A 20,688-nucleotide genomic window follows, 5' to 3' on the forward strand; every position below is an offset into this window, starting at 1 on the left:
ATATGACTTACAAGAGCCCCCTGTTGTCGCGCCCTGGCGCCGTTGAAGATACCGGGCTGGATGCCGGCGTTGCGGCTCACTACGGTGAACCACTGCGTGAGCAGCGCGCCCTGGCGACCGGTACCGCCGTCGTCGATCTTTCGCACCGTGGCGTGGTGACCGTGACCGGCCCGGATCGGCTCAGCTGGCTGAACACACTCTCGTCCCAGCAGCTCACCAATCTCCAGCCCGGGGTCGCCAGCGAACTGCTGCTGCTCAGCGTCCAAGGGCGCATCGAGTTCGACGCCCGCGTCATTGATGACGGCAGCACCACATGGCTGGTCGTTGAGACCGCCGAGGCCGCACCGCTTGCTGAGTGGTTGAACAGGATGAAGTTCATGCTCCGCGTCGAGATCGAGGACGTCTCCGAGCAGTGGGCCGTTTTGGGCGCCACCAAGCCGGTGGAGCAGCTGTCCGGGCGCTTGGTATGGGAGGATCCATGGCCGCACGTCAGCCCGGGGGGATACGCGTACAGCATCGTCCCCGAGGAATCGCATCCGGGGCTTGAACGCCCTTGGTTCGAGTACCTTGTACCGGCCACCGAGTTGGAACAATCCGTGGAAGGCCTTCCCTTGGCAGGCGCCATGGCGGCAGATGCCTTGCGGGTTGCAGCGTGGCGGCCACGCCTTGGCGCCGAGACTGATGAAAAGACGATTCCCCACGAGCTGGATCTTTTGAGGACCTCGGTGCACCTGAACAAAGGCTGCTACAAGGGCCAGGAGACCATAGCGCGTGTCCACAACCTTGGCCACCCGCCCCGGCGCCTCGTGTTCCTCCAGCTTGATGGGTCGCAGCACACGTTGCCGGCTGTCGGCAGTGTCGTATTTGCCGGGGAGCGCAAGGTAGGTACTCTGACATCGGTGGCGCAGCACTTTGAAATGGGACCCGTTGCTTTGGCCGTGATCAAGCGGTCCGTTTCGGCGGAGGAAACCCTGACGGTGATGGACGGTGAGGAGCCTTACATCGCAGCCCAGGAAGTGATCGTCGCCCCCGACGCCGGCCAGGTTGTCGGGCGCCAGACCGGATTCCTGAAGGGACCCCACCGATGACCCAAGCCACAGGCCCCGACGACGAAACGTTGGCCCTGGCCCACGCCTTGTTCGATGCTGCCCGCGAAGGTGATACAGAACTGTTGCGGGGCTACTTGAACGCCGGCGCTCCTGCCACGTTGACGAATGCCGCAGGTGACTCCCTGCTGATGCTGGCGGCCTACCACGGGCACGAGGAAGCCGTGCAGCTCATCCTCCATCACGGTGCTGACGTAAATGCCCCGAATGATCGCGGACAGACGCCACTCGCCGGAGCGGTCTTCAAGGGATACACAGGTGTGGCGCGGGTCCTGCTGGATGCGGGAGCAGATCCCGACGCCGGAACTCCCACGGCGCGCGAGGCCGCCTCGATGTTCGCCAGGTCAGAGATTCAAGCCCTCCTGGGGTAACACCCAGGCAACGCGGAGAGAGCCCGGTCATAGCGACCGGGCTTTCTTGCGCCTGGATACTCCACGTGGAATAGTTGTTGTGGAATATCTGAAGGAAAAGGGGGGTCGTCGTGGCCAAAGTCGCGGAACTGACGCCGCTCGGTGTCGCCTCACTGGCGCTCCTGGCAGAAGAACCCAGGCATCCTTACGAGATGTACCAAGTGCTGATGGCACGCCATGAAGACCGGCTCGTCAAAGTTCGTCCCGGCACGCTTTATCACGCAGTGGGCCGACTGGCGGAAAACGGCCTTGTGGAGGCCACGGGAACGGAACGCGAAGGCAACCGTCCCGAACGGACGACGTACCGGATTACCGCCGCAGGTCATGACGCCCTCAACGCGCGGCTCCAAGGCATGCTCTCCACGCCCGTCAACGAATACCCCGTGTTTCCCCACGCAATCGCCGAAGCCCATAACCTTCCCGCGGATGTGGTGATGGAACTGCTGGCGGAGCGGCTGCTAGCCCTCGGCGCCGACCTCGACTTCCTCGTTCATGCCGAAGCAACCGTGACGGCCAAGGGGCTGGATCGCAAGTACTGGATCGACATCACATATCAACAAGCAATGCGTCGCACGGAGATCGCGTGGATCCGCGAACTCCTCGAGGAGTTGCGCAATGGGCGCCTGCCCTGGGATGAACCCCGGCCAACTCCAACTGAACTTTCATACAAGCCAAAGGAATCCCTTGGAAAACGTAGCTAAGCCGTGGCCCGCCCTGTGGTCACTGGTGGTGGGCTTCTTCATGATCCTCATCGACACCACTATTGTGTCGGTGGCCAACCCTCGGATCATGGAGGGCCTCAAGACGGACATCAACGCCGTCATCTGGGTGACCAGCGCGTACTTGCTGGCTTATGCAGTGCCCTTGCTGATCACTGGCAGGCTGGGTGACCGCTTCGGGCCCAAGAACCTGTACCTGATCGGCCTCGTCGTCTTTACGCTCGCCTCGCTGTGGTGCGGACTCTCCGGTGACGTCACCATGTTGATCGCGGCCCGTGCCGTCCAAGGCTTGGGTGCCGCCATGATGACTCCCCAAACCATGGCAGTAATTACGCGTATCTTCCCGCCGGACCGCCGTGGTGCAGCCATGGGGTTGTGGGGAGCCACGGCCGGCATGGCCGTGCTGATCGGACCGATCCTTGGCGGCTTGCTGGTGGACAGCCTCGGCTGGGAGTGGATCTTCTTCGTCAACGTCCCCATCGGGATCGTGGCCTTCATCCTGGTGATGCGTTTCGTGCCGAAATTGACGACCCATAGCCATACGTTCGACGTCGTGGGCGTGGTGCTTTCCGCCGTCGGTATGTTCCTGCTGGTCTTTGGCATCCAAGAGGGCCAAACGTACAAATGGGGAACGGTCGCAGGCTTCGTTTCCGTGTGGGGGCTGATCATCACGGGCCTCATAGTCCTGGTGCTGTTTGTCGCCTGGCAGTGGCTCCTTGAACGCCGCGGCGGGGAACCCCTGCTGCCGCTTGGCTTGTTCAAGGACCGCAACTTCTCCTTGGGCAACACCACCATCATGGCCGTTGGGTTCACGGTGACCGCCTTCCCGCTGCCCACCATCTTCTACTACCAGACCGTGCGAGGCCTGACGCCCACGCAGTCTGCGTTGCTGATGATTCCCATGGCCGTCATTTCAGGTGCGCTTGCCCCGTTCGTGGGCAAGCTCATAGACCGTGCCAACCCTCGCTGGTTCGCGTCCTTCGGCTTGGTCTGCCTGGCTGGGGCATTGTTCTGGACGGCGTCCCTGCTGGGGCCGGATACTCCCATCTGGATGTTCCTGCTGCCCAGCGCACTGCAGGGTGTTGCCAATGCATTCATTTGGGGGCCGGTGTCCAACGCCACCACCCGTAACCTGGAACCACGCCAGGCAGGGGCCGGTTCCGGCGTCTTCAACACCACGCGCCAAATCGGTGCTGTCCTTGGTTCGGCTGCCATCGCCGCCCTCATTCAGTCGCGGCTCGCGGCGGAGTTGCCCGCAGCTTCCGCCGGGGCTCCTGTGGGCGAAGCCTCCATGGGCGGAGTGTTGCCCGAGGCGCTCCACGCAGGATTCTCTACGGCGATGAGCCAGTCCATCTTGTTGCCCGCCTGCGCGATTCTGCTGGGTGCCGTGGTGGCGTTGTTCTTTGGCAAGCCGAAGTCGGTCAGAGGCTGGGGCGGTAAAGCCGCTGGAGAACCGGCCGTACAGGAATCTGTCCGGAAGTAGCAGGTGTTCGGTGCCGGGACCAGCCCACTTTTGGGCTGGTCCCGTCCTGTTTAAGGAAAGTTCCCGCCCTCTACTTGCCCAAAGCCGGGCCAGTTCGGTTCCTTTTTAGCCGAGGAGTACGCTCGCGTGGAGCCCGCCGGTGGCAAATCCCAAGCTGCGTGCCATCGCAAGCGCTCCGGTGTTGCTGACATCGGCCTTCCACTGAAGGGTCAGCCCGGATGCCAAGGCTTCGTGCGCAGCGATGGACGCGGCCAAGGTGCCCAAACCGCGCCGTCGCCAGGGAGGCGCAACCAGGACGCCCATATTGGCCAGGATGCCTTCCCACTCGGCATAGGCGCCGCAGGCCACGGGCGTGGGCTGGTCCTCTTCGGGGTGCATGATGGTGAAGCGATGCTCGAGCCCTTGCAAGCCAACTTCATTGACGTCATCCGGAGGGCACAAACCCTCCAGGCTGATTGCTTCGGGGTTGCCCTGCGAAACCGTAAGTTCGTCGGAGGGCTGTTGGAGCGGTAGATCGTCTGCAAAGAACAAGGCGGAGGAGCCAAGCCCATGCCCGCCGTGTGATCGCGTAATGGTCAGCAGCGTCACGTGTTGGGCGAGCTGGGTGTCAGCGATTGCTGCCGCATTATCCAGGGCCCATTGCGGTCCCACGAGCGCCGAGACACCAAAGAGGCGGAGGAAAACCAAGGCCCGCGCGGAATTATCCACGCGGACTATACGGTTGCCGGGGTCCCCTGGGTCTACCGAAGAAGTGGTGAGCCGGGCAGCCGCGCTGGCGAAAGCGTCGTCGTCGAGCCCCAAACGGCGAGCCCACGCCAGCTGGATAATGGCAGCAGACGTGGGCTCAAGAGTCATGGATTCAGCCTAGCCGACTAGCCGAACAGCACAGACGCTTCGTCGTAGCGGTGTTGCGGGACGGTCTTGAGCTTGCCGAGTGCTTCTTCGAAGCCCACGTGGGAGATGTCAGTACCCTTCAGGGCCACCATGGTGCCCCAGCGCCCCTCCACCACCGAGTCGATGGCTGCCATGCCCAAGCGCGTCGCCAGGACGCGGTCGTAGGCGGTGGGGACGCCGCCACGCTGGATGTGGCCGAGGATCGTGGCCCGGGTTTCAATGCCCGTGCGCGCTTCGATTTCGGGTGCCAGCTGATCGGCTATGCCGCCAAGGCGGGGACGGCCGAAGGTATCCAAGCCGCGCTCGGAGTGCGGGGACTCCATGTGGTCCGGGACGAAGCCCTCGGCAACCACCACCAGCGGCGCACGGCCACGGTCGTGGGCTTCCTGGACCCATTCAGTGATCTGCTCGATACTTGCCTTCTGCTCCGGAATCAGGATGGCGTGGGCGCCTGCTGCCATCCCGGCGTGCAAAGCGATCCAACCGACGTGGCGGCCCATGACTTCGGCGATCATGCAGCGGTGATGGGATTCGCCGGTTGTACGCAGCCGGTCGATGGCCTCGGTGGCGATCTGCACGGCGGTATCGAAACCGAAGGTGTAATCGGTGGCATCAAGGTCGTTGTCCACGGTCTTGGGGACGCCAACAATCTTCAGGCCCGCGTCGGTGAGGCGCTTGGCAGCTGCCAGCGTTCCCTCGCCCCCGATTGCGATGATGGCGTCGATGCCAAGGCGTTCCATGTGTGCCTTGATGACGTCCGGGCCACCGCCGTTTTCAAAGGGGTTGGTGCGGGAGGTGCCCAGAATGGTGCCACCCTGCTTGGCGATACCGCGGACCATGGTGCGGGGGATGTCGATGACATCACCTTCAACTACACCGCGCCAGCCGTCGCGGAAGCCCACAAACTCCTGGCCGTGGATGGCAATGCCCTTGAGGACTGATCCCCGGATCACTGCGTTGAGGCCGGGGCAGTCGCCACCGCTGGTAAGAATGCCAATTTTCATGTTTGCTCACTCATGGCTTGGAGGAATACGTGCAGAGCGCCACGCTGAGCTCCCCATGATTGTAGACGCGCATGTGGGGTGGGACACAAATGGTTACTTTTGCCCCTGGCCGTGCGGTATTGGAAACCTGGCTGAAAACAACGAAACGCCCCGCCAATTGGCGGGGCGTTCCATTTTTTGGGCTGGCCGTAACCGGCAACTACCGGGAACGCTGGCTGATAAAGGATTCGAGTGCGATCTTGTTGTTCTGGTCCGGCAAGATGAGCCAGCCCAGGATATAGACCACGAATGCGGGGCCGGGCAGCAGGCAGAAGAGCAGGAAAGCGACCCGGACGTACGCTACGTCGACCCTGAGCTTTGCTGCGATTCCGCCGCAGACTCCGCCGAGCCAGCGTTGCGGACCACGCTTCAGGCCGAAGCCCCTGACGATGCTGAAGAACTTGTCCATGGCTACACCCTTCCCTGTTGCGGTTGCTTTGTCACGTTGCTGCTTCCCATCACTTAGCCGGGCTCTTCGGTGTGCCGGAACCCTTGCGGGCCGACAGGAGACCGCCGACAACCAGGGCTGCTCCCGCGCCGATCATCAGGCCGATCAGGACATACGTACCGTTCAGCGTGACCCAGCCGAGTGTCGAGATGACGATCAGGGCCGCGAGGGCGATCACAATCAATCCCCACACCACTGTGCCTATCCGTGCCTGCCGGGGTTCGTCGTCGTCCGCATGTTCCACCTTGAAGCTGGGCTCCAACGGCGGCGTGAGCGGGATCTGCTGGAGGCTCGGCTTGGGAAGGGCCTCCGTGGGGCGGGTTTCCCTGGGCAAGGCCTCCGTGGGGCGGGCTTCGGTATTACGTGGTTCCTTGGGCAGTGGCTCGGTGGGTTGGGCCTCGCGTGCGTTCCCCGGCTCGTTGGTGCTCATATCAGTTTCCTTCCTGGATGGTCACGTTGCTGAACGTGCCGTCAATTTCCACCACGAGGTTGGCTCCGGGCTTTTCGGTGTTGTAGAGCGTCCTCTCGTCCTGCAGCCGGCCGCCTCGGTCCGTGCCACGTTCGTTGAGGTTGCCGAACGTCATGTCCGCCCTGACCTCCACAGGGACGTCGTCGGGGATGATGACGGTGACATTGCTGGCGGTGGCATCTACCGGAATCAGCACCTCGGAAACCAGCGGGGGTGTCATGGTGATTTCGCTCAGGTCCACCACGCCTTGTGCTCCGGTAACATCAATGCCTTGCCGTGCCTGCTCCAAGCTGGTGGGCGCCCAGTTCACGTCATGGAAGGTGAAGCGGTCGCCGTCCCTGGGGACCACATTGAAGATTCCACCAATGATGAGGGCGGCTACGGCGAGGAAGCCAAGGAAGCCTGACGTCCGTCCACGAAGTCCCGCGATGAGGATGCCCAAACCGAGTACGGCGGCACCTGTAGCCCAAACCACGGCGTTGCCCGAGTTGCCCAACTCGATGACGTTTCCGACGTCGAGCGCTTTCAAGGTACCGCCGGCAAGAAGGGCCGCACCGGCTGAGACCGAAACGATCGCAGCCCCAGGACCGTTGCTCCTGGGAGCAGCGGGCTTGGGCTGCCAGCCTTGTGGGGGAGTGGAACCGTAAGGAGGACGAGGGCCGGAGGGCGTGGACGGTCCTGAGGGGCCAATCGGCCCTGACGGGGGAACTGCCCCGGAACCGTGGCCATGACCGGATCCGTAGCCTCCTGCCGGGCCATAGGCGCCCCCTGTGGAAGGACCTCCGTAGGTTTTGCTGCCGGGCTGGCCACTGCCGTAGACGGGCACACCGGTGTTGGCGCCGGTGGTCGTGGTGGACGCGAATGACGTGGGCGTACCGTAGGCAGCTGTGCTGCCGGAAGAGTACGGTGCCGCGGAGTAATTCTGATGGCCCACAGGTGGTGTTCCCTTCGAAGCTTTGTTGCGTTGAACCAGGAAGTAGATGAGATAGACGACTCCGCCCATCCAGAAGAGCGTCCAGAACAGGCCAGGGAGTCCATCCCAGCCCCAGCCCCAGAATCCGCGGCCCAGGCTCGGCAGGCCAATAATGGTGGTGATCAACGCACCGGTCATGCCCCCTGACCATCGGCCCGCGGCGGCTTCCTGCACGTGGATGCGGCCGTCAGGCTCCGGGAGGAGTGCCCAAGCCACGCCGTACAGCAGCACGCCGACGCCCGCGAACAGCGCAAGGACGATGAAGATGCCCCTCACAATCAGGGGGTCGATGCCGAACCGGTGGGCCACTCCGCTGGAGACGCCGCCGATCCAACGGTCCGGTCCCCGGCGGATGCCTTGGTTACGGATCCAGTCGAAGAAATTCTGCTGGGAGGTTGCAGGTGCGCTGCCGGCTTGCGGATACCCGCTGCCGGCGGCGCCGGCTCCCGAGGGAGCACCGGTTTCGTCGGGTGCCCCGGAAGGTGCTCCCGAAGATGCCCCGGACGTTGCACCCTGGGCGCCGGTGGAAGCGCCGGTGTTGGCGCTGGAGCCGGATTCGCCGGCGGTGCCTGGCGTTCCGGGTTCCTCTGGGTTCATGCTGTTCGCGTTCATACTTCGATCCTGCCGCCCGGGCCATCCTTCCCTCTACTGGGGGATACCCTGATTGATCCCTGAAGGACCCCCGAACAACGCCGGATTGCGGTCCGGGGCACCCTGATCCGTGTTTGGATTGGTGCATGACAACCGTTGTGCAACGCCCCACGCTGGTCCGCAGCAGCGACCGCATGATCGCGGGCGTTTGCAGCGGTTTGGCCGATCATTTGGGCTGGCCGGTCAAGTTCGTCCGGCTGGGCATGATTCTGGCTTGCTTCGCGGGGGGAGCAGGCGTGGCCTTCTACGCATGGCTGTGGACCATGGTTCCCACCGCGGACGAGAACGCCAAGCGCAACGCCCGCCGCCCGGCGTCGCCCATTGCTCCTGCGGTGAGCCTCGCGCCCGCCTCCGGGGCCACAGGCCCTTCCGCGGCAACAACGTACGACGCCGGACCCTCGCCGACCGTGGCCGGCGCGCCTCCGGCTTCGGGTTCAGTCACGGGCAACGGTTCTGTCCTCGGAAATGCAGGTGCCAGGCCTGTCGCCGAACCTTCTGCCTTTGGCAGTGCCGCGTCCCCGGGGGATGGGGCAGGATCGCGGAACTGGGCCGGATCTTGGGACGAAGCAACCAACGGCACCGGAAGTACGTTGTGGTCCTGGTTCACGTTTCGCAAGATCCAGTACGGCAAGGAAATCCTGCTCGGTGCAGCCTTGCTCTTGGTCGCTGCGATACTGATCGCCCGCCAGTTCGGCGTTGACGTCCCCTTGGGCACCCTTATTCCGGCCGCGGCCATTCTTGGTGGCGCGGCGATTGCCTGGATGCAGCTCGATGAGACCCGCAGGGCCGGCCTGGTGGACAAGACCAAGGCCGACCAAGCCGGCGGCTGGACGCGCTTGGCAGCGGGTTTGGCGTTGGTGGTGGCCGGCGTCCTGGTGATGGTGTCCGGCTCGGGGTCGTGGGAGCAGACGTGGCTGGCGTTGCTTGCCTCCATCGCTGTTTTGGGCGGCGTTGCCTTGGTACTGCTGCCGTGGGGGCTGAAGTTCTGGAAGGACCTCGAAACCGAACGCGCCGGCCGGGTCCGTGAAACTGAACGCGCGGAGATCGCTGCCCACTTGCACGATTCCGTGCTTCAAACACTGGCGCTCATCCAGCGCAGGGCAGGATCCGAGCAGGACGTGATCCGGCTTGCAAGAGCCCAGGAACGCGAACTCCGGTCCTGGCTGTTCAGTGATCCTGCCAAGGAATCGGGCCTTCTGGCAGACAGGATCAAGGCTGTCGCCGCGGAAGTGGAGGACTCCCATGGGCATGCCGTGGAGGTTGTCACTGTCGGGGACACTGACATGACGGACCGGCACGAGGCGTTGGTCCAGGCAGCCAGGGAAGCCATGCTCAATGCGGCCCGGCATGGTGGCGGAACGGTGTCCGTGTACCTGGAGAGCACCGCCGGTAGTACGGAGATCTTCATCAAGGATCGTGGCCCGGGCTTCGACCCGGATGCTGTCCCGGATGACAGGCTGGGTGTCAAGGAGTCGATCATCGGCCGGATGAAGCGGCACGGCGGCACGGCGGTCATCAACAGCAGCAGCGATGGAACGGAAGTTCGATTGGGCCTTCCATCTATAAGTCCGGATGCCAGCGACCTGCGGAACAGCGACCTGCGGAACGGCGAACAGCGGAATGGAGAAGCGAAACAATGAACAACAGCCCTGAAACTGGTGCCGGACGCAGGGTGCGCGTGGTCATCGTGGACGACCACACCATCTTCCGCTCCGGATTGAAGGCGGACCTCGACGAACGCATGAACGTGGTTGGCGAGGCCGGAACGGTGGAGCAGGCCGTTGCCGTCATAGCCGCGACGCGCCCTGAAGTAGTGCTCCTGGACGTGCATCTTCCCGGCGGGTTGGGCGGTGGCGGCCGTGAAGTCATTGCCGGCTCCGGCGCTTTGCTCGGAACCACCAGCTTCCTGGCCCTGAGCGTGTCCGACGCCGCCGAGGACGTGGTGTCGGTCATTCGGGCCGGAGCACGTGGGTACGTCACCAAAACCATCTCCGGCAAGGAGATTTCCGATGCCGTTATTCGCGTGGCCGATGGCGACGCCGTCTTCTCGCCACGCTTGGCGGGCTTTGTGCTGGACGCTTTCGGGACCGCTCCCGCTGACATCGCCGACGACGAATTGGACAAGCTTTCTGCCCGCGAACTCGAAGTCATGCGGCTCATTGCCCGGGGCTACAGCTACAAGGAGGTGGCCAAGGAGTTGTTCATCTCCGTCAAGACGGTGGAATCGCACGTGTCGGCAGTCCTGAGGAAGCTCCAGCTGTCCAGCCGCCACGAACTCACCAAGTGGGCAGCCGAGCGTCGCCTCCTCTGAGCGCTGGCGAACACACCCGGAGCCGAATTGCGTTCCGCCGTCACCCACTTTGATGTCCATGCCGCCCCGACACGCCTCGCGGTGCCCGTGTTGAGGAAGCTTGCGGGGCCAATGTGGGTGATAGCGGCACCGTCCCCTCCACAGGAGCCGACAGAAGCTGGAGGTTCCTGACCTTCTTTGCAAACAAAGCAGCCTCCGGGCAACCTGTTCAGGTTGCCCGGAGGCTGATCCAGCTACCAAAGGGTCAGGAAGCCACGCTTCAGCCCTAAAGACTGATTACTTGGCCTTGCCCAGGAACTCCTGGATGCGGCGGACACCCTCGGCGAGGTCGTCATCGCCGAGTGCGTAGGACAGGCGCACGTAGCCGGAGGGACCGAAGGCCTCGCCCGGAACCACGGCAACTTCGACTTCGTCCAGGATGAGCGCTGCGAGTTCCGCAGAAGTCTCCGGGCGGACGGGACCGTTGGAGGTCTCGAATTCCTTACCCAGCAGGCCGCGCACGTCCGCGTAGACATAGAAGGCACCGGTCGGCGTCGGGCATTCAACACCATCGATCGCGTTCAGGCCGGCGACAATCGCCTTGCGGCGTCGGTCGAACGCAACTTTCATCTCGTCGACGGCGGTCAGCGGACCCGTGAGGGCTGCTGCGGCTGCGATCTGCATGATGTTGGAGACGTTGGACGTTGCGTGGGACTGCAGGTTGGTGGCGGCCTTGATGACGTCGGCAGGGCCGATCATCCAGCCAACGCGCCAACCGGTCATGGCATAGGTCTTGGCAACGCCGTTGAGGATGACAACTTTGTCGCCCAGTTCGGGTGCAGCCGTGGCGATGGACGTGAACTCGACGCCGTCGTAGGTCAGGTGCTCGTAGATCTCGTCAGTAACAACCCAGAGGCCCTTGGATGCGGCCCACTTGCCGATCTCCGCAACCTGCTCGGGGCTGTAAACAGCGCCGGTGGGGTTGGACGGGGAAACGAACAACAGGATCTTGGTCCTGTCCGTTACAGCGGCCTCAAGCTGCTCGACAGTGACCAGGTAGCCCTGTTCCGGTCCGGCGAAGACCTCAACGGGCACGCCGCCGGCGAGGCGGATGGCTTCCGGGTACGTGGTCCAGAAGGGCGTGGGAATGATGACTTCGTCGCCCGGGTCCACGAGGGTTGCGAACGTGTTGTAGACGGCCTGCTTGCCGCCGTTGGTCACCAGGACCTGGGAGGGATCAACCTGGTAGCCGGAGTCCCGCAGCGTCTTCTCGGCGATGGCCTTCTTCAGTTCGGGGAGGCCACCTGCGGGGGAGTAGCGGTGGTACTTCGGCTGGCCTGCCGCCTCAATGGCGGCCTGGACGATGTAGTCCGGGGTGGGAAAATCAGGTTCGCCGGCACCGAAACCGATCACGGGACGTCCCGCGGCCTTCAGTGCCTTGGCCTTGGCGTCAACGGCAAGGGTGGCGGATTCTGCAATGGCGGAGATTCGCTGTGAAATGCGGGCGGTAGTTGTTCCGGCAGACATCTAGGTACCGTTCTTCGCAGGCAGCTCGAGGGCTGGATGATGGGATTCGACGTAAACTACCTTATGCTGTTCTGCGGAGCTCCCGGGTGCCTGCAGAACTTTGTGACTGATAATGCTGGTCACAGGCTTTGAGGGCTGGGAGGTCCGGAATCGGGCCGGTTCGACTATCGCGAAATTCTTGCGTAGACTGGTTCACCGGTGTTGAAAAGCACCACAGGCTGAAGTGCGGCCTGAAACAATGGATTCGATCCATAGGGTAGTGGCGCAATTGGTAGCGCAGCGGTCTCCAAAACCGCAGGTTGCAGGTTCGAGTCCTGTCTGCCCTGCGCAAGCTGTTCCGGCGGAAACGCCGGAACACGCGCAGCAACCATGGCTCTGATCAGAGTCGGGTCAACGACTTTGCAAGGTGAGTGAGGACCAGGTGACCGAAACAGCTGCCAGCAGCTCGAAGGGCCGTCCCGCCAAGAAAGCCGATCGCGGCTTCTTCGCCCGTATTGCACTCTTCGTCCGCCAGGTGATTGGTGAACTGAAGAAGGTCGTTGCGCCCACCCGCAAGGAACTGATCAATTACACGCTCGTGGTGCTGGTGTTCGTAGCCATCATGATGCTCATCGTCAGCCTGCTGGACATCGCCTTCGGGACGGGAGCCAGCTGGGTCTTCGGTGGCACAGGGGCTGTGGACCGCTAAGCGGATCTGTCCGCAAACTGTGTGAATTCCTTGATTCTTCAGGGATTTTGCGGGGTTTGCGGAATTGAGCCATTTAAATAGGCATGTTAGGCAATGAGGAAGCAGGAGACCAAGTGTCTGAGCAGGAGCTCGAGGTAAACGAGACTGAGCTGGGCGGAACCGCCGAGGACTCAGCCGACGCCACGGCAATTGTCGCGGAAGAGTCCGAGGTTGATTCCGCTGCGCCCGAATCTGCCGACGCCGACGATTCCGAAGAGGACTTCGAAGCTGACGTGGACGCCGAGTCTGATGACGCGTCGGACGAGGTTGCCGGCGACGAGGAAGAGTCCGACGGCGACGACCTGGCAGCCGCTGCTGCTGCAGCACCGGCCGATCCGGCTGAGGAGTTCAAGGCCAAGCTGCGCCGCCAGGAAGGTGACTGGTACGTCATCCACTCCTACGCCGGTTACGAGAACCGCGTGAAGGCCAACCTTGAGACCCGCATCCAGACCTTGGACATGGAAGATTACATCTTCGAGATCCAGGTTCCCATGGAAGAGGTCGTCGAGATCAAGAACGCGCAGCGCAAGGTCATTAACCGCGTGCGCATTCCCGGCTACGTCCTCGTCCGCATGGACCTGACCGACGCTTCCTGGGGCGCCGTCCGCCACACGCCAGGTGTCACCGGCTTCGTGGGCAACGCCCACAACCCCGTCCCGCTGCGGCTCGATGAGGTCTTCTCCATGCTCGCCCCGGTCTTCGAAGAAGAGCAGGCAGAGCAGGGCAAGCCCGTCAACAAGCAGAACCAGGCTCCCGTGGCCGTCGACTTCGAGGTCGGCGAGTCGGTCATCGTCAAGGAAGGTCCGTTCGAGACTCTCCCGGCTACGATCTCCGAGATCAAGCCCGAGTCCCAGACCCTGGTGGTCCTGGTCTCGATCTTCGAGCGCGAAACCCCGGTGACGCTCGCATTCAACCAGGTCACCAAGATCTAGCTGATTCCAAAATTTCGCTCCAGTCCTGCCTGCTTAGCAGTTCGGGAGCGGCCGGTCGCCTCGCCATGGCGGCCACCAACCTGGGACGCGCTCCTGTGTCCCAGGAAGCTATTGAGAGAAGGACCCTACATTGGCTCCCAAGAAGAAGGTCACCGGCCTCATCAAGCTGCAGATCCAGGCAGGTGCCGCTAACCCGGCTCCGCCGATCGGTCCTGCGCTTGGCCAGCACGGTGTCAACATCATGGAATTCTGCAAGGCGTACAACGCTGCAACGGAATCCCAGCGCGGAAACGTTATCCCGGTTGAAATCACGGTCTACGAAGACCGTTCCTTCACCTTCATCACCAAGACCCCGCCGGCTGCAGAGCTCATCAAGAAGGCTGCAGGCGTCACCAAGGGTTCGGCTACCCCGCACACCGTCAAGGTTGCCAAGCTGACCCAGGCACAGGTCGAGGAAATTGCTTCCACCAAGATGGAAGACCTCAACGCCAACGACATCAAGGCAGCTGCCCTGATCATCGCAGGTACCGCCCGCTCCATGGGCATCACCGTAGAAGGCTAGTAACCTTCGAAGGCCCTTGCGGCCTTCACTCGCCGGGCAACCGGCATCTGAAACATTAAAATGTCGCGGGATCCTTGCCGGATCCGCGACTTGTGGCAGGGCCCAGCGCGGTCCGCAGACCACAACTGCACAAGGAGAAATAGCAGCATGGCAAAGCGCAGCAAAGCATATGAGGCAGCCGTAGCCAAGATCGAGGCAGACAAGGTCTACGCCCCGATCGAGGCCATCACCCTCGCGAAGGACACCAATCCTTCCAAGTTCGACGCAACCGTTGAGGTCGCTTTCCGCCTGGGCGTCGACCCGCGTAAGGCTGACCAGATGGTTCGTGGCACCGTCAACCTGCCCCACGGCACCGGTAAGACCGCCCGCGTCCTCGTTTTCGCAACCGGCGACAAGGCTGAAGCAGCTATCGCTGCCGGCGCCGACTTCGTTGGTTCCGATGACCTGATCGAAAAGATCGCAGCCGGCTGGACCGACTTCGACGCCGCAGTGGCAACCCCTGACCTCATGGGCAAGGTTGGCCGCCTCGGTAAGGTCCTCGGCCCGCGTAACCTGATGCCGAACCCGAAGACCGGTACGGTTACCCCGGATGTCACCAAGGCTGTCAACGACATCAAGGGTGGCAAGATCGACTTCCGCGTCGACAAGCACTCCAACCTGCACTTCATCATCGGCAAGGTGTCCTTCGACGTCAACAAGCTGGCTGAGAACTACGCAGCAGCACTGGAAGAGGTGCTTCGCTTGAAGCCGTCCGCTTCCAAGGGCCGCTACATCCAGAAGGCTACCGTTGCCACCACGTTCGGTCCGGGCATCACCGTTGACCCGAACGTCACCAAGGTCCTCGTCGACGCGTAAGCTTCGCGAGCACTTGCTCTGATAAAAGGACCGTCCGGCTTTGCCGGGCGGTCCTTTTTCTTGCCCTTTTCCCTGTTCACCACCGGGGGAGAGCCGTAGGCTGTGGTGCGTGCCGACGTCGAACTCTTTCGCCATCTCCGGGTTATCCGTGGAGCGGATCCCGGTCCCGGAAAGCCCCGATGCGAACGGCGAGCCCGATTTCCGGGCCTTCCATGACCTGGAAGTTGCCCACCACATGGATCTCTGGGGCAACCTGGACCGTTGCTCCACTCTGGCTGAGGCTGTCCTTTTCTGGCAGGGCAATGAATACGAAGAACGGCACGTCTTCCTGGCACGTCTCGATGGTTCGGTGGTGGGCAGCGGCACCCTGACCTTACCGCTGAGCGAAAACACGACGACGGCGGGCGTGGACGTCCTTGTTCACGCTGCCTATCGCCGGCGCGGTATTGGGACGAGGATCCTTGCTGTCCTGGAGCAGGTGTCCCGCGAACGGGGTCGTCTTTCCTTTGACGGCTATTGCGGGGAGCCCCTAGCTCCTGTGATGGCAGGCGCTGAACTCCTTGAGGCAAAGTCCGGAACCGGCGGGGTGCTCGTGAACTCTGCGTCGGCGCGCTTCGCTGTCCATCATGGGTATTCGCTGGAACAAGTGGAAACGAACAGCACGCTGCCGTTGCCCGTCCCGGAAGCACTGCTGCATGATCTCGAAGTAGTGGCGCTGCAGAAGGCAGCGGGCTACAGCTTCATTGCCTGGCAGGACCGCTGTCCTGATGAGTTAGTGGAAATCTTCGCCAGGCTCAAGAGCCTGATGAGCACCGAGGTGCCTCTTGCCGGGCTCGGCTGGGAAGGTGAACGGTGGGATGCTCCCCGCGTTCGCCAAGAGGAGGCGACGTGGCTGGCCGGAGGGTCTGATTCCGTGGTGTCGGCGGCCCGCCATGACGCCACCGGTGAACTGGCTGCCTATACCGTGCTTACCCACCGTTCTGCCTTGCCCGCCGTCATCTACCAAGAGGACACTTTGGTGGCTCCCGGGCACCGGGGCCATCGCTTGGGCATGCTGGTAAAAATAGCCAACCTTCGGCGGGCGGTGGAGCTATGGCCGGACGCCACATCGGTAATGACATGGAACGCCAGTGAAAACCGACATATGCTGGCCATAAATATCGCCCTTGGATTCAAGCCTTCCGGCTTTGAAGGCGAATGGCAGAAACGGCTGGGATGACTGTAGACGAGGCGAAGACCGTTCAAGTCGAGCAGCTGTGGGTGCCTGACACCCTGGACAGCCCCGACGCCGCTGATTTCCTGGACGCCGTTGAAGTTGGCCGCCGGGTACGCATGGAGACGTGGGGGAGTGACGACCTCGCCTATACGCCATTGGAAAAGCTGTTGGAGTTTGCCGATCCCTACGAGCGCCAAATCATCTTGGTGGCAAAGGTTGAGGGCGTCATCGTGGGCACAGTGGATATTGCCTTGCCGTTGGCCGACAACCTGGACTTGGCCGAGTTCACCTTGGACATCCTTCCCGAGTTCCAAGGGCAAGGTGTTGGCCGTCAGTTGCTGGAGGCGGCGGAGCAGCTCGCCCGGGCGGAAGGACGCACCATGGCACTGGTGGACACTAACCATCCGGCAACCTCGCTCACGGAGATACCCGAGGATCAGTTGATCCCGGGCAGCGGCGCCGGCTTTGTACCTGAGAGCAGCAGGGAGGTGGACTTCGCCAAACGGGCCGGGTACACCCTTCAGCACATCGAACAATTCAGTTCATGCGTGCTGCCATTGGATTCCAAGCTGGTGGGGGACTTGCAGCTTGAAGCCGAAGAAGCCAATGGCGGCCGGTATACCCTGCATCACTGGACTGACCGTTGCCCCGAACCATGGCTTGAAGCCGTGGCCGCACTGGAGAACGCTGCCGGCGAGGTAGTCCGTGACGACGCGGACCAAGACGCGCCGGAAGTGGAAGCGAGCGGAATGGTCTTCGACGCAACGGTGCTGCGCGAAACCGAGGACGCAGCTTTGGCGCAGGGCCGGCGCACGGTGGTGACCGCCGTCGAACATATTGAGAGTGGAAGGCTGGTAGGCCTGACAACCATCAGCGTCCTCGCGCACCGCCAGGACGTGGTTTTCCAGGACGATACTTTGGTCCTGCAGGACCATCGGGGCAACAAGCTCGGTTTGTTGATCAAGGTTGCCAACATGGAACGGCTGAGTGAGCAGTTTCCTGACGCCCGGGTCATCTATACCTGGAACGCCCCCGAGAACAGGTACCTCCTGACCGTGAACAAGCAGTTGGGATTTACCACCGCGGGTGTCACCGGGCTGTGGCAGAAGGAACTTCCGGGCAGGCTCACAGGGGCTACGTCGTCAGACTAGGCAGGGTCGATTTGGTTTGCCGAACACTCTCCCGTAACCTTGAAGTACCAAAGACCGTCGGTTGATGGGAATCCACTCTTTCGAGCACAGCTCAATTCTGTAGCTGCGCCCTTGAGGTAAAAGTGAATTCCTTGACGAAGGACCCTGAACATAGGGCGGCCGGCGCAGGTGAACGAAGCAAGTCTCCACGGATCAAACTGTGTTGAGCCAAGCCCCGTGCATCTGCGCGGGGCGTTTTTAGTTTTCAGCTCTCGTGAGCGGGGACCCGGAAGACCGGCTTTATTCCCCGGAAGGAGGGTTATGACAACGCCTAGCAAGATCTCCGCAGTTGCAGAGATCACCAACGATTTCAAGGAATCGAACGCGGCTGTCCTGACCGAATACCGCGGGCTCACTGTTGCACAGCTCAAGGAACTGCGTGTTGCGCTCGGCCAGGACACCAAGTTCTCGGTCGTCAAGAACACCCTGAGTGCCATTGCAGCCAAGGAAGCTGGAGTTGAAGCATTCAACGATCAGCTCGCCGGCCCTACTGCAATCGCCTTCATCAAGGGTGACGCTGTTGCTGCTGCCAAGAGCCTGACGGACTTTGCCAAGGCCAACAAGCAGCTGGTTATCAAGACCGGCGTCTTCGAAGGCAAGGCATTGGACGCAGCAGGAGTTGCCGCACTGGCAGCCCTCGAGTCCCGCGAGCTGCAGCTTGCACGTGTTGCTGGTGTCCTCAAGGCTCCCGCATCCGCTGCTGCACGCATCATCGACGCCCTGCGCCTCAAGCTTGAAGAAGAGGGCGGCGCATCTGCACCGGCCGCTGAAGAAGCCCCGGCCGCTGAAGAGGCTGCTGCTGAAGAGGTTGCGGCTCCGGCCGAAGCCGCTGAAGCTGCAACCGAAGAGAACTAAGTTCTCCCCTCAATCAAACTCTGGTGCACGGACAGGCTTAGCCCGGATCTGCACCAACTAATGGAAGGACGCCACCATGGCGAAGCTCAGCAACGAAGAGCTCATTGAAGCTTTCAAGGAACTGACCATCATCGAGCTCTCCGAGTTCGTCAAGCTCTTCGAAGAGACCTTCGAAGTTACGGCTGCTGCTGTTGCAGTTGCTGGCCCCGCTGCCGGCGGTGCTGCTGAAGCTGCTGAAGAGAAGACCGAATTCGACGTCGTTCTCGAAGCTGCTGGCGACAAGAAGATCGCAGTGATCAAGGAAGTTCGCGCCATCACCTCCCTCGGCCTCAAGGAAGCCAAGGACCTGGTTGACAGCGCACCGAAGGCTGTTCTCGAAGGCGCCACCAAGGAAGCTGCCGAGAAGGCAAAGGCTCAGCTCGAAGAAGCTGGCGCCACGGTTACCCTCAAGTAACTCGTCTTGCTTGTGGAAGTCCCGTCCGGTTCTCCGGGCGGGGCTTCCTGCGTTTAACGCATCCAAGGTTTCGGGCACCCAAGTAGGTAGCAGCTGAGGCCGTTTGGGGCTCAAAACGGCCTCATCCGCTACTTAGTTGGGTTCGCTGATGTCCGCTACTACCGCGCCCAAGGCGGCCGTGAGTGCGTCCGCATCAACGAAAGCACTCCGGCCATGCGCCCCGGCGCCCATGGAGATACGGCGCCCGGTAATGGTGGCGTCGGCATAGACGGGCCACGGTGTGGTGCTGCCAAGCGGAGTTATGGTTCCACGCTCGTAGCCGGTGGCGGCCAAAGCGACGTCGGCGTGGGGGAGCGAGAGTTTGTTGACACCCACCAAGGCTCGCAGCTTGGGCCAGGAGATCTGGCGGTCCCCCGGAATGAGTGCGAACAGGAAACTGCCATCACGGTGTTTGACCACCAACGATTTCACAATGTCCGCGGGACTGATGCCCAGGATGTCGGCAGCCTCTTCCAAGCTGCGGGCAGCTGGACGTTCGACGACGTCAACGTCCAGGCCGCGCGCGGCGGCGTCAGACAAGAATCGTTCGGCACCCTCCATCCCGGGCACAGGCACTGCTTCAGTCATCAGTCGCGGTACAGGAGGAGGGCTTCACCCTGTCCTCCGCCTCCGCACAAGGAGACAGCCGCTTTTCCGGTTCCCCTGCGCTTGAGCTCGTGCGCGGCATGCAGCGCGAGCCGCGCTCCGGAGGCCCCGATGGGGTGGCCCAAGGCTATGGCGCCGCCATGGATGTTGCACTTTTCCAGTGGGTAGCGGAGGTCCTTGAGGGACTGGACGGCCACCGAACCGAAGGCCTCGTTGATTTCGATGAAGTCCAGGTCCTCCGCTGTCCAACCGGCCCGTTTCAATGCCTGCGCTATGGCGTTCGATGGCTGGGAGTGCAGCGAGTTATCGGGTCCTGCGACTTGCCCGGGCTTGCCAACCACAGCCAGGTAGTCCAGCCCGTTGTCCTTGGCGAAGCGGCGACTGGTCAATACCAGTGCGGAGGCGCCGTCGGACAGGGGAGAGGAGTTGCCGGCGGTGATGGTGCCGTCGGTAGCGAAAGCAGCCTTGAGTGGCGCCAGCGTCTCCAATGAGGTGTTGGGCCTGACGCCTTCATCCGCGGTGAGCACCAGGGGATCGCCCTTGCGCTGCTTGACACTGACCGGAGCGATTTCGACGTCGAAAGTTCCGTCCGCAATTGCGGCTGCAGCCCGCTGGTGGGAGGCTGCCGCAACTTCATCCTGGGCCTTGCGGTCGATCCCGAGCGTGACGTTTTTCGTTTCCGTGGACAATCCCATGGACTGTCCGTCGAAAGCATCGGTGAGGCCGTCGTGAGCGGCGACGTCCAGGGCCTGAATGGCTCCGTAAGTCCAGCCTTGGCGGGAACCCGGGAGGAGGTGCGGCGCGCGCGTCATGGATTCCTGGCCTCCGGCAACCACCACTGTGGCATCACCGCTGCGGATCATGCGTGCTGCATCAATGACGGCTGTGAGGCCGGACAGGCACACCTTGTTGATAGTGACGGCAGGGATGTTCCAGCCGACGCCCGCGGCGATGGCGCTCTGCCGGGCGGGATTCTGGCCTGCACCGGCCTGAAGGACCTGGCCCATGATGACCGCGTCCACTTGTTCGGCCTTGACACCGCTGGCCGCGAGTGCGGCAGATATGGCATGGGCACCGAGGTCGACGGCGGTGAAGCCCGCCAATTGCCCGTTGAGCCGACCCTGTGGCGTACGGGAAGCAGCAAGGATGACAACGTCATTGTCGTCAGCGGAGTTGGTCATGATCTCTCTTCCGATCCGGGAGTGGGTGTAGCAAGGCTATCGCGGAGAGCGCTCCAGC

The 20,688-nt window shown here is 62.5% G+C and carries 22 protein-coding genes and 1 tRNA gene; 15 read left to right on the forward strand and 8 right to left on the reverse strand.

Annotation, left to right across the window (positions count from 1 at the left end):
- Positions 1–2: 2 nt before the first annotated feature.
- The 4 genes from ygfZ to A477_RS0117630 all read left to right on the forward strand — a co-directional run bounded on the left by ygfZ (position 3) and on the right by A477_RS0117630 (position 3,718).
- Entirely contained in the window at positions 3–1,088 is a 1,086-nt protein-coding gene (gene ygfZ / locus A477_RS0117615; RefSeq protein WP_017200249.1) for a CAF17-like 4Fe-4S cluster assembly/insertion protein YgfZ, read from the forward strand.
- Entirely contained in the window at positions 1,085–1,477 is a 393-nt protein-coding gene (locus A477_RS0117620) for an ankyrin repeat domain-containing protein (protein ID WP_017200250.1), read from the forward strand. Before ygfZ ends, A477_RS0117620 begins: the two co-directional genes overlap by 4 nt.
- 110 nt (positions 1,478–1,587) lie before the next feature.
- Positions 1,588–2,217, forward strand: coding sequence for a PadR family transcriptional regulator (locus tag A477_RS0117625; protein WP_017200251.1), 630 nt, complete (start codon positions 1,588–1,590; stop codon positions 2,215–2,217).
- On the forward strand, positions 2,201–3,718 hold the full coding sequence (locus A477_RS0117630; protein ID WP_017200252.1) for a DHA2 family efflux MFS transporter permease subunit: 1,518 nt from the start codon (positions 2,201–2,203) through the stop codon (positions 3,716–3,718). The genes A477_RS0117625 and A477_RS0117630 overlap by 17 nt, the downstream gene beginning before the upstream one ends.
- A gap of 105 nt (positions 3,719–3,823) precedes the next feature.
- On the opposite strand, the gene A477_RS0117635 is transcribed toward A477_RS0117630, so the two are convergent.
- The 5 genes from A477_RS0117635 to A477_RS0117655 all read right to left on the reverse strand — a co-directional run bounded on the left by A477_RS0117635 (position 3,824) and on the right by A477_RS0117655 (position 8,157).
- Complete coding sequence (locus tag A477_RS0117635) at positions 3,824–4,573, reverse strand: GNAT family N-acetyltransferase (RefSeq protein WP_017200253.1); 750 nt, start codon at positions 4,571–4,573, stop codon at positions 3,824–3,826.
- A 17-nt stretch (positions 4,574–4,590) separates the two neighbouring features.
- Positions 4,591–5,616 carry an ATP-dependent 6-phosphofructokinase gene (locus tag A477_RS0117640; protein ID WP_014922397.1) on the reverse strand — a complete coding sequence of 342 codons (1,026 nt, stop codon included), beginning with the start codon at positions 5,614–5,616 and terminating at the stop codon, positions 4,591–4,593.
- A gap of 199 nt (positions 5,617–5,815) precedes the next feature.
- Positions 5,816–6,064: a PspC domain-containing protein gene (locus A477_RS0117645; RefSeq protein WP_017200254.1), complete on the reverse strand. Its 249-nt coding sequence runs from the start codon at positions 6,062–6,064 to the stop codon at positions 5,816–5,818.
- Positions 6,065–6,113: 49 nt separating this feature from the next.
- A complete protein-coding gene (locus A477_RS23785; RefSeq protein ID WP_237715831.1) occupies positions 6,114–6,365 on the reverse strand; it encodes a hypothetical protein in 252 nt (83 codons plus the stop codon).
- A 169-nt stretch (positions 6,366–6,534) separates the two neighbouring features.
- On the reverse strand, positions 6,535–8,157 hold the full coding sequence (locus A477_RS0117655) for a PspC domain-containing protein (protein WP_017200256.1): 1,623 nt from the start codon (positions 8,155–8,157) through the stop codon (positions 6,535–6,537).
- A 125-nt stretch (positions 8,158–8,282) separates the two neighbouring features.
- On the opposite strand from A477_RS0117655, the gene A477_RS0117660 reads away from it, so the two are divergent.
- Positions 8,283–9,836, forward strand: a complete 1,554-nt coding sequence (locus tag A477_RS0117660; RefSeq protein WP_044569131.1) for a PspC domain-containing protein — start codon at positions 8,283–8,285, stop codon at positions 9,834–9,836.
- On the forward strand, positions 9,833–10,507 hold the full coding sequence (locus tag A477_RS0117665) for a LuxR C-terminal-related transcriptional regulator (RefSeq protein WP_017200258.1): 675 nt from the start codon (positions 9,833–9,835) through the stop codon (positions 10,505–10,507). The genes A477_RS0117660 and A477_RS0117665 overlap by 4 nt, the downstream gene beginning before the upstream one ends.
- Before the next feature lie 276 nt (positions 10,508–10,783).
- Here A477_RS0117665 and A477_RS0117670 read toward each other — a convergent pair whose 3' ends face one another.
- Entirely contained in the window at positions 10,784–12,013 is a 1,230-nt protein-coding gene (locus A477_RS0117670; protein WP_017200259.1) for a pyridoxal phosphate-dependent aminotransferase, read from the reverse strand.
- A 253-nt stretch (positions 12,014–12,266) separates the two neighbouring features.
- On the opposite strand from A477_RS0117670, the gene A477_RS0117675 reads away from it, so the two are divergent.
- From A477_RS0117675 to rplL, 9 genes are all read left to right on the forward strand, one after another.
- Positions 12,267–12,339: transfer RNA gene (locus A477_RS0117675), tRNA-Trp, on the forward strand.
- 80 nt (positions 12,340–12,419) lie between these two features.
- The gene (secE, locus tag A477_RS0117680; protein WP_017200260.1) at positions 12,420–12,701 is read left to right on the forward strand and encodes a preprotein translocase subunit SecE; all 282 of its coding nucleotides are present in this window, start codon (positions 12,420–12,422) and stop codon (positions 12,699–12,701) included.
- Positions 12,702–12,814: 113 nt separating this feature from the next.
- Positions 12,815–13,672, forward strand: a complete 858-nt coding sequence (gene nusG, locus A477_RS0117685; protein WP_026005738.1) for a transcription termination/antitermination protein NusG — start codon at positions 12,815–12,817, stop codon at positions 13,670–13,672.
- Positions 13,673–13,802: 130 nt separating this feature from the next.
- Positions 13,803–14,234 (forward strand): 50S ribosomal protein L11, encoded by a 432-nt coding sequence (rplK, locus tag A477_RS0117690; RefSeq protein ID WP_017200262.1) that lies wholly within the window; start codon positions 13,803–13,805, stop codon positions 14,232–14,234.
- 147 nt (positions 14,235–14,381) lie between these two features.
- Complete coding sequence (gene rplA, locus A477_RS0117695; protein WP_011775608.1) at positions 14,382–15,089, forward strand: 50S ribosomal protein L1; 708 nt, start codon at positions 14,382–14,384, stop codon at positions 15,087–15,089.
- 109 nt (positions 15,090–15,198) lie between these two features.
- On the forward strand, positions 15,199–16,308 hold the full coding sequence (locus tag A477_RS0117700) for a GNAT family N-acetyltransferase (RefSeq protein ID WP_017200263.1): 1,110 nt from the start codon (positions 15,199–15,201) through the stop codon (positions 16,306–16,308).
- Entirely contained in the window at positions 16,287–17,456 is a 1,170-nt protein-coding gene (locus tag A477_RS0117705; protein WP_017200264.1) for a GNAT family N-acetyltransferase, read from the forward strand. The genes A477_RS0117700 and A477_RS0117705 overlap by 22 nt, the downstream gene beginning before the upstream one ends.
- Positions 17,457–17,756: 300 nt before the next feature.
- Positions 17,757–18,350: a 50S ribosomal protein L10 gene (rplJ, locus tag A477_RS0117710; protein ID WP_011775605.1), complete on the forward strand. Its 594-nt coding sequence runs from the start codon at positions 17,757–17,759 to the stop codon at positions 18,348–18,350.
- Between the two features lie 76 nt (positions 18,351–18,426).
- Positions 18,427–18,804: a 50S ribosomal protein L7/L12 gene (gene rplL, locus A477_RS0117715; protein ID WP_011775604.1), complete on the forward strand. Its 378-nt coding sequence runs from the start codon at positions 18,427–18,429 to the stop codon at positions 18,802–18,804.
- A gap of 132 nt (positions 18,805–18,936) precedes the next feature.
- Here rplL and A477_RS0117720 read toward each other — a convergent pair whose 3' ends face one another.
- Both A477_RS0117720 and A477_RS0117725 read right to left on the reverse strand, forming a co-directional pair.
- The gene (locus A477_RS0117720; protein WP_017200265.1) at positions 18,937–19,431 is read right to left on the reverse strand and encodes an aminoacyl-tRNA deacylase; all 495 of its coding nucleotides are present in this window, start codon (positions 19,429–19,431) and stop codon (positions 18,937–18,939) included.
- A complete protein-coding gene (locus A477_RS0117725; protein ID WP_017200266.1) occupies positions 19,431–20,630 on the reverse strand; it encodes an acetyl-CoA C-acetyltransferase in 1,200 nt (399 codons plus the stop codon). Before A477_RS0117725 ends, A477_RS0117720 begins: the two co-directional genes overlap by 1 nt.
- Positions 20,631–20,688 lie beyond the last annotated feature (58 nt).

It is taken from the genome of Arthrobacter sp. M2012083 (assembly GCF_000281065.1).
Classification (GTDB): domain Bacteria; phylum Actinomycetota; class Actinomycetes; order Actinomycetales; family Micrococcaceae; genus Arthrobacter.

Bases quoted from the DNA above. Each gene is read 5' to 3' on its own strand.
- ygfZ (WP_017200249.1), top strand. From the start codon at position 3: ATGACTTACAAGAGCCCCCTGTTGTCGCGCCCTGGCGCCGTTGAAGAT.
- A477_RS0117620 (WP_017200250.1), top strand. From the start codon at position 1,085: ATGACCCAAGCCACAGGCCCCGACGACGAAACGTTGGCCCTGGCCCAC.
- A477_RS0117635 (WP_017200253.1), bottom strand. From the start codon at position 4,573: ATGACTCTTGAGCCCACGTCTGCTGCCATTATCCAGCTGGCGTGGGCT.
- A477_RS0117640 (WP_014922397.1), bottom strand. From the start codon at position 5,616: ATGAAAATTGGCATTCTTACCAGCGGTGGCGACTGCCCCGGCCTCAAC.
- A477_RS0117645 (WP_017200254.1), bottom strand. From the start codon at position 6,064: ATGGACAAGTTCTTCAGCATCGTCAGGGGCTTCGGCCTGAAGCGTGGT.
- A477_RS0117655 (WP_017200256.1), bottom strand. From the start codon at position 8,157: ATGAACGCGAACAGCATGAACCCAGAGGAACCCGGAACGCCAGGCACC.
- A477_RS0117660 (WP_044569131.1), top strand. From the start codon at position 8,283: ATGACAACCGTTGTGCAACGCCCCACGCTGGTCCGCAGCAGCGACCGC.
- A477_RS0117665 (WP_017200258.1), top strand. From the start codon at position 9,833: ATGAACAACAGCCCTGAAACTGGTGCCGGACGCAGGGTGCGCGTGGTC.
- A477_RS0117670 (WP_017200259.1), bottom strand. From the start codon at position 12,013: ATGTCTGCCGGAACAACTACCGCCCGCATTTCACAGCGAATCTCCGCC.
- rplA (WP_011775608.1), top strand. From the start codon at position 14,382: ATGGCAAAGCGCAGCAAAGCATATGAGGCAGCCGTAGCCAAGATCGAG.
- A477_RS0117705 (WP_017200264.1), top strand. From the start codon at position 16,287: ATGGCAGAAACGGCTGGGATGACTGTAGACGAGGCGAAGACCGTTCAA.
- rplJ (WP_011775605.1), top strand. From the start codon at position 17,757: ATGACAACGCCTAGCAAGATCTCCGCAGTTGCAGAGATCACCAACGAT.
- rplL (WP_011775604.1), top strand. From the start codon at position 18,427: ATGGCGAAGCTCAGCAACGAAGAGCTCATTGAAGCTTTCAAGGAACTG.
- A477_RS0117720 (WP_017200265.1), bottom strand. From the start codon at position 19,431: ATGACTGAAGCAGTGCCTGTGCCCGGGATGGAGGGTGCCGAACGATTC.
- A477_RS0117725 (WP_017200266.1), bottom strand. From the start codon at position 20,630: ATGACCAACTCCGCTGACGACAATGACGTTGTCATCCTTGCTGCTTCC.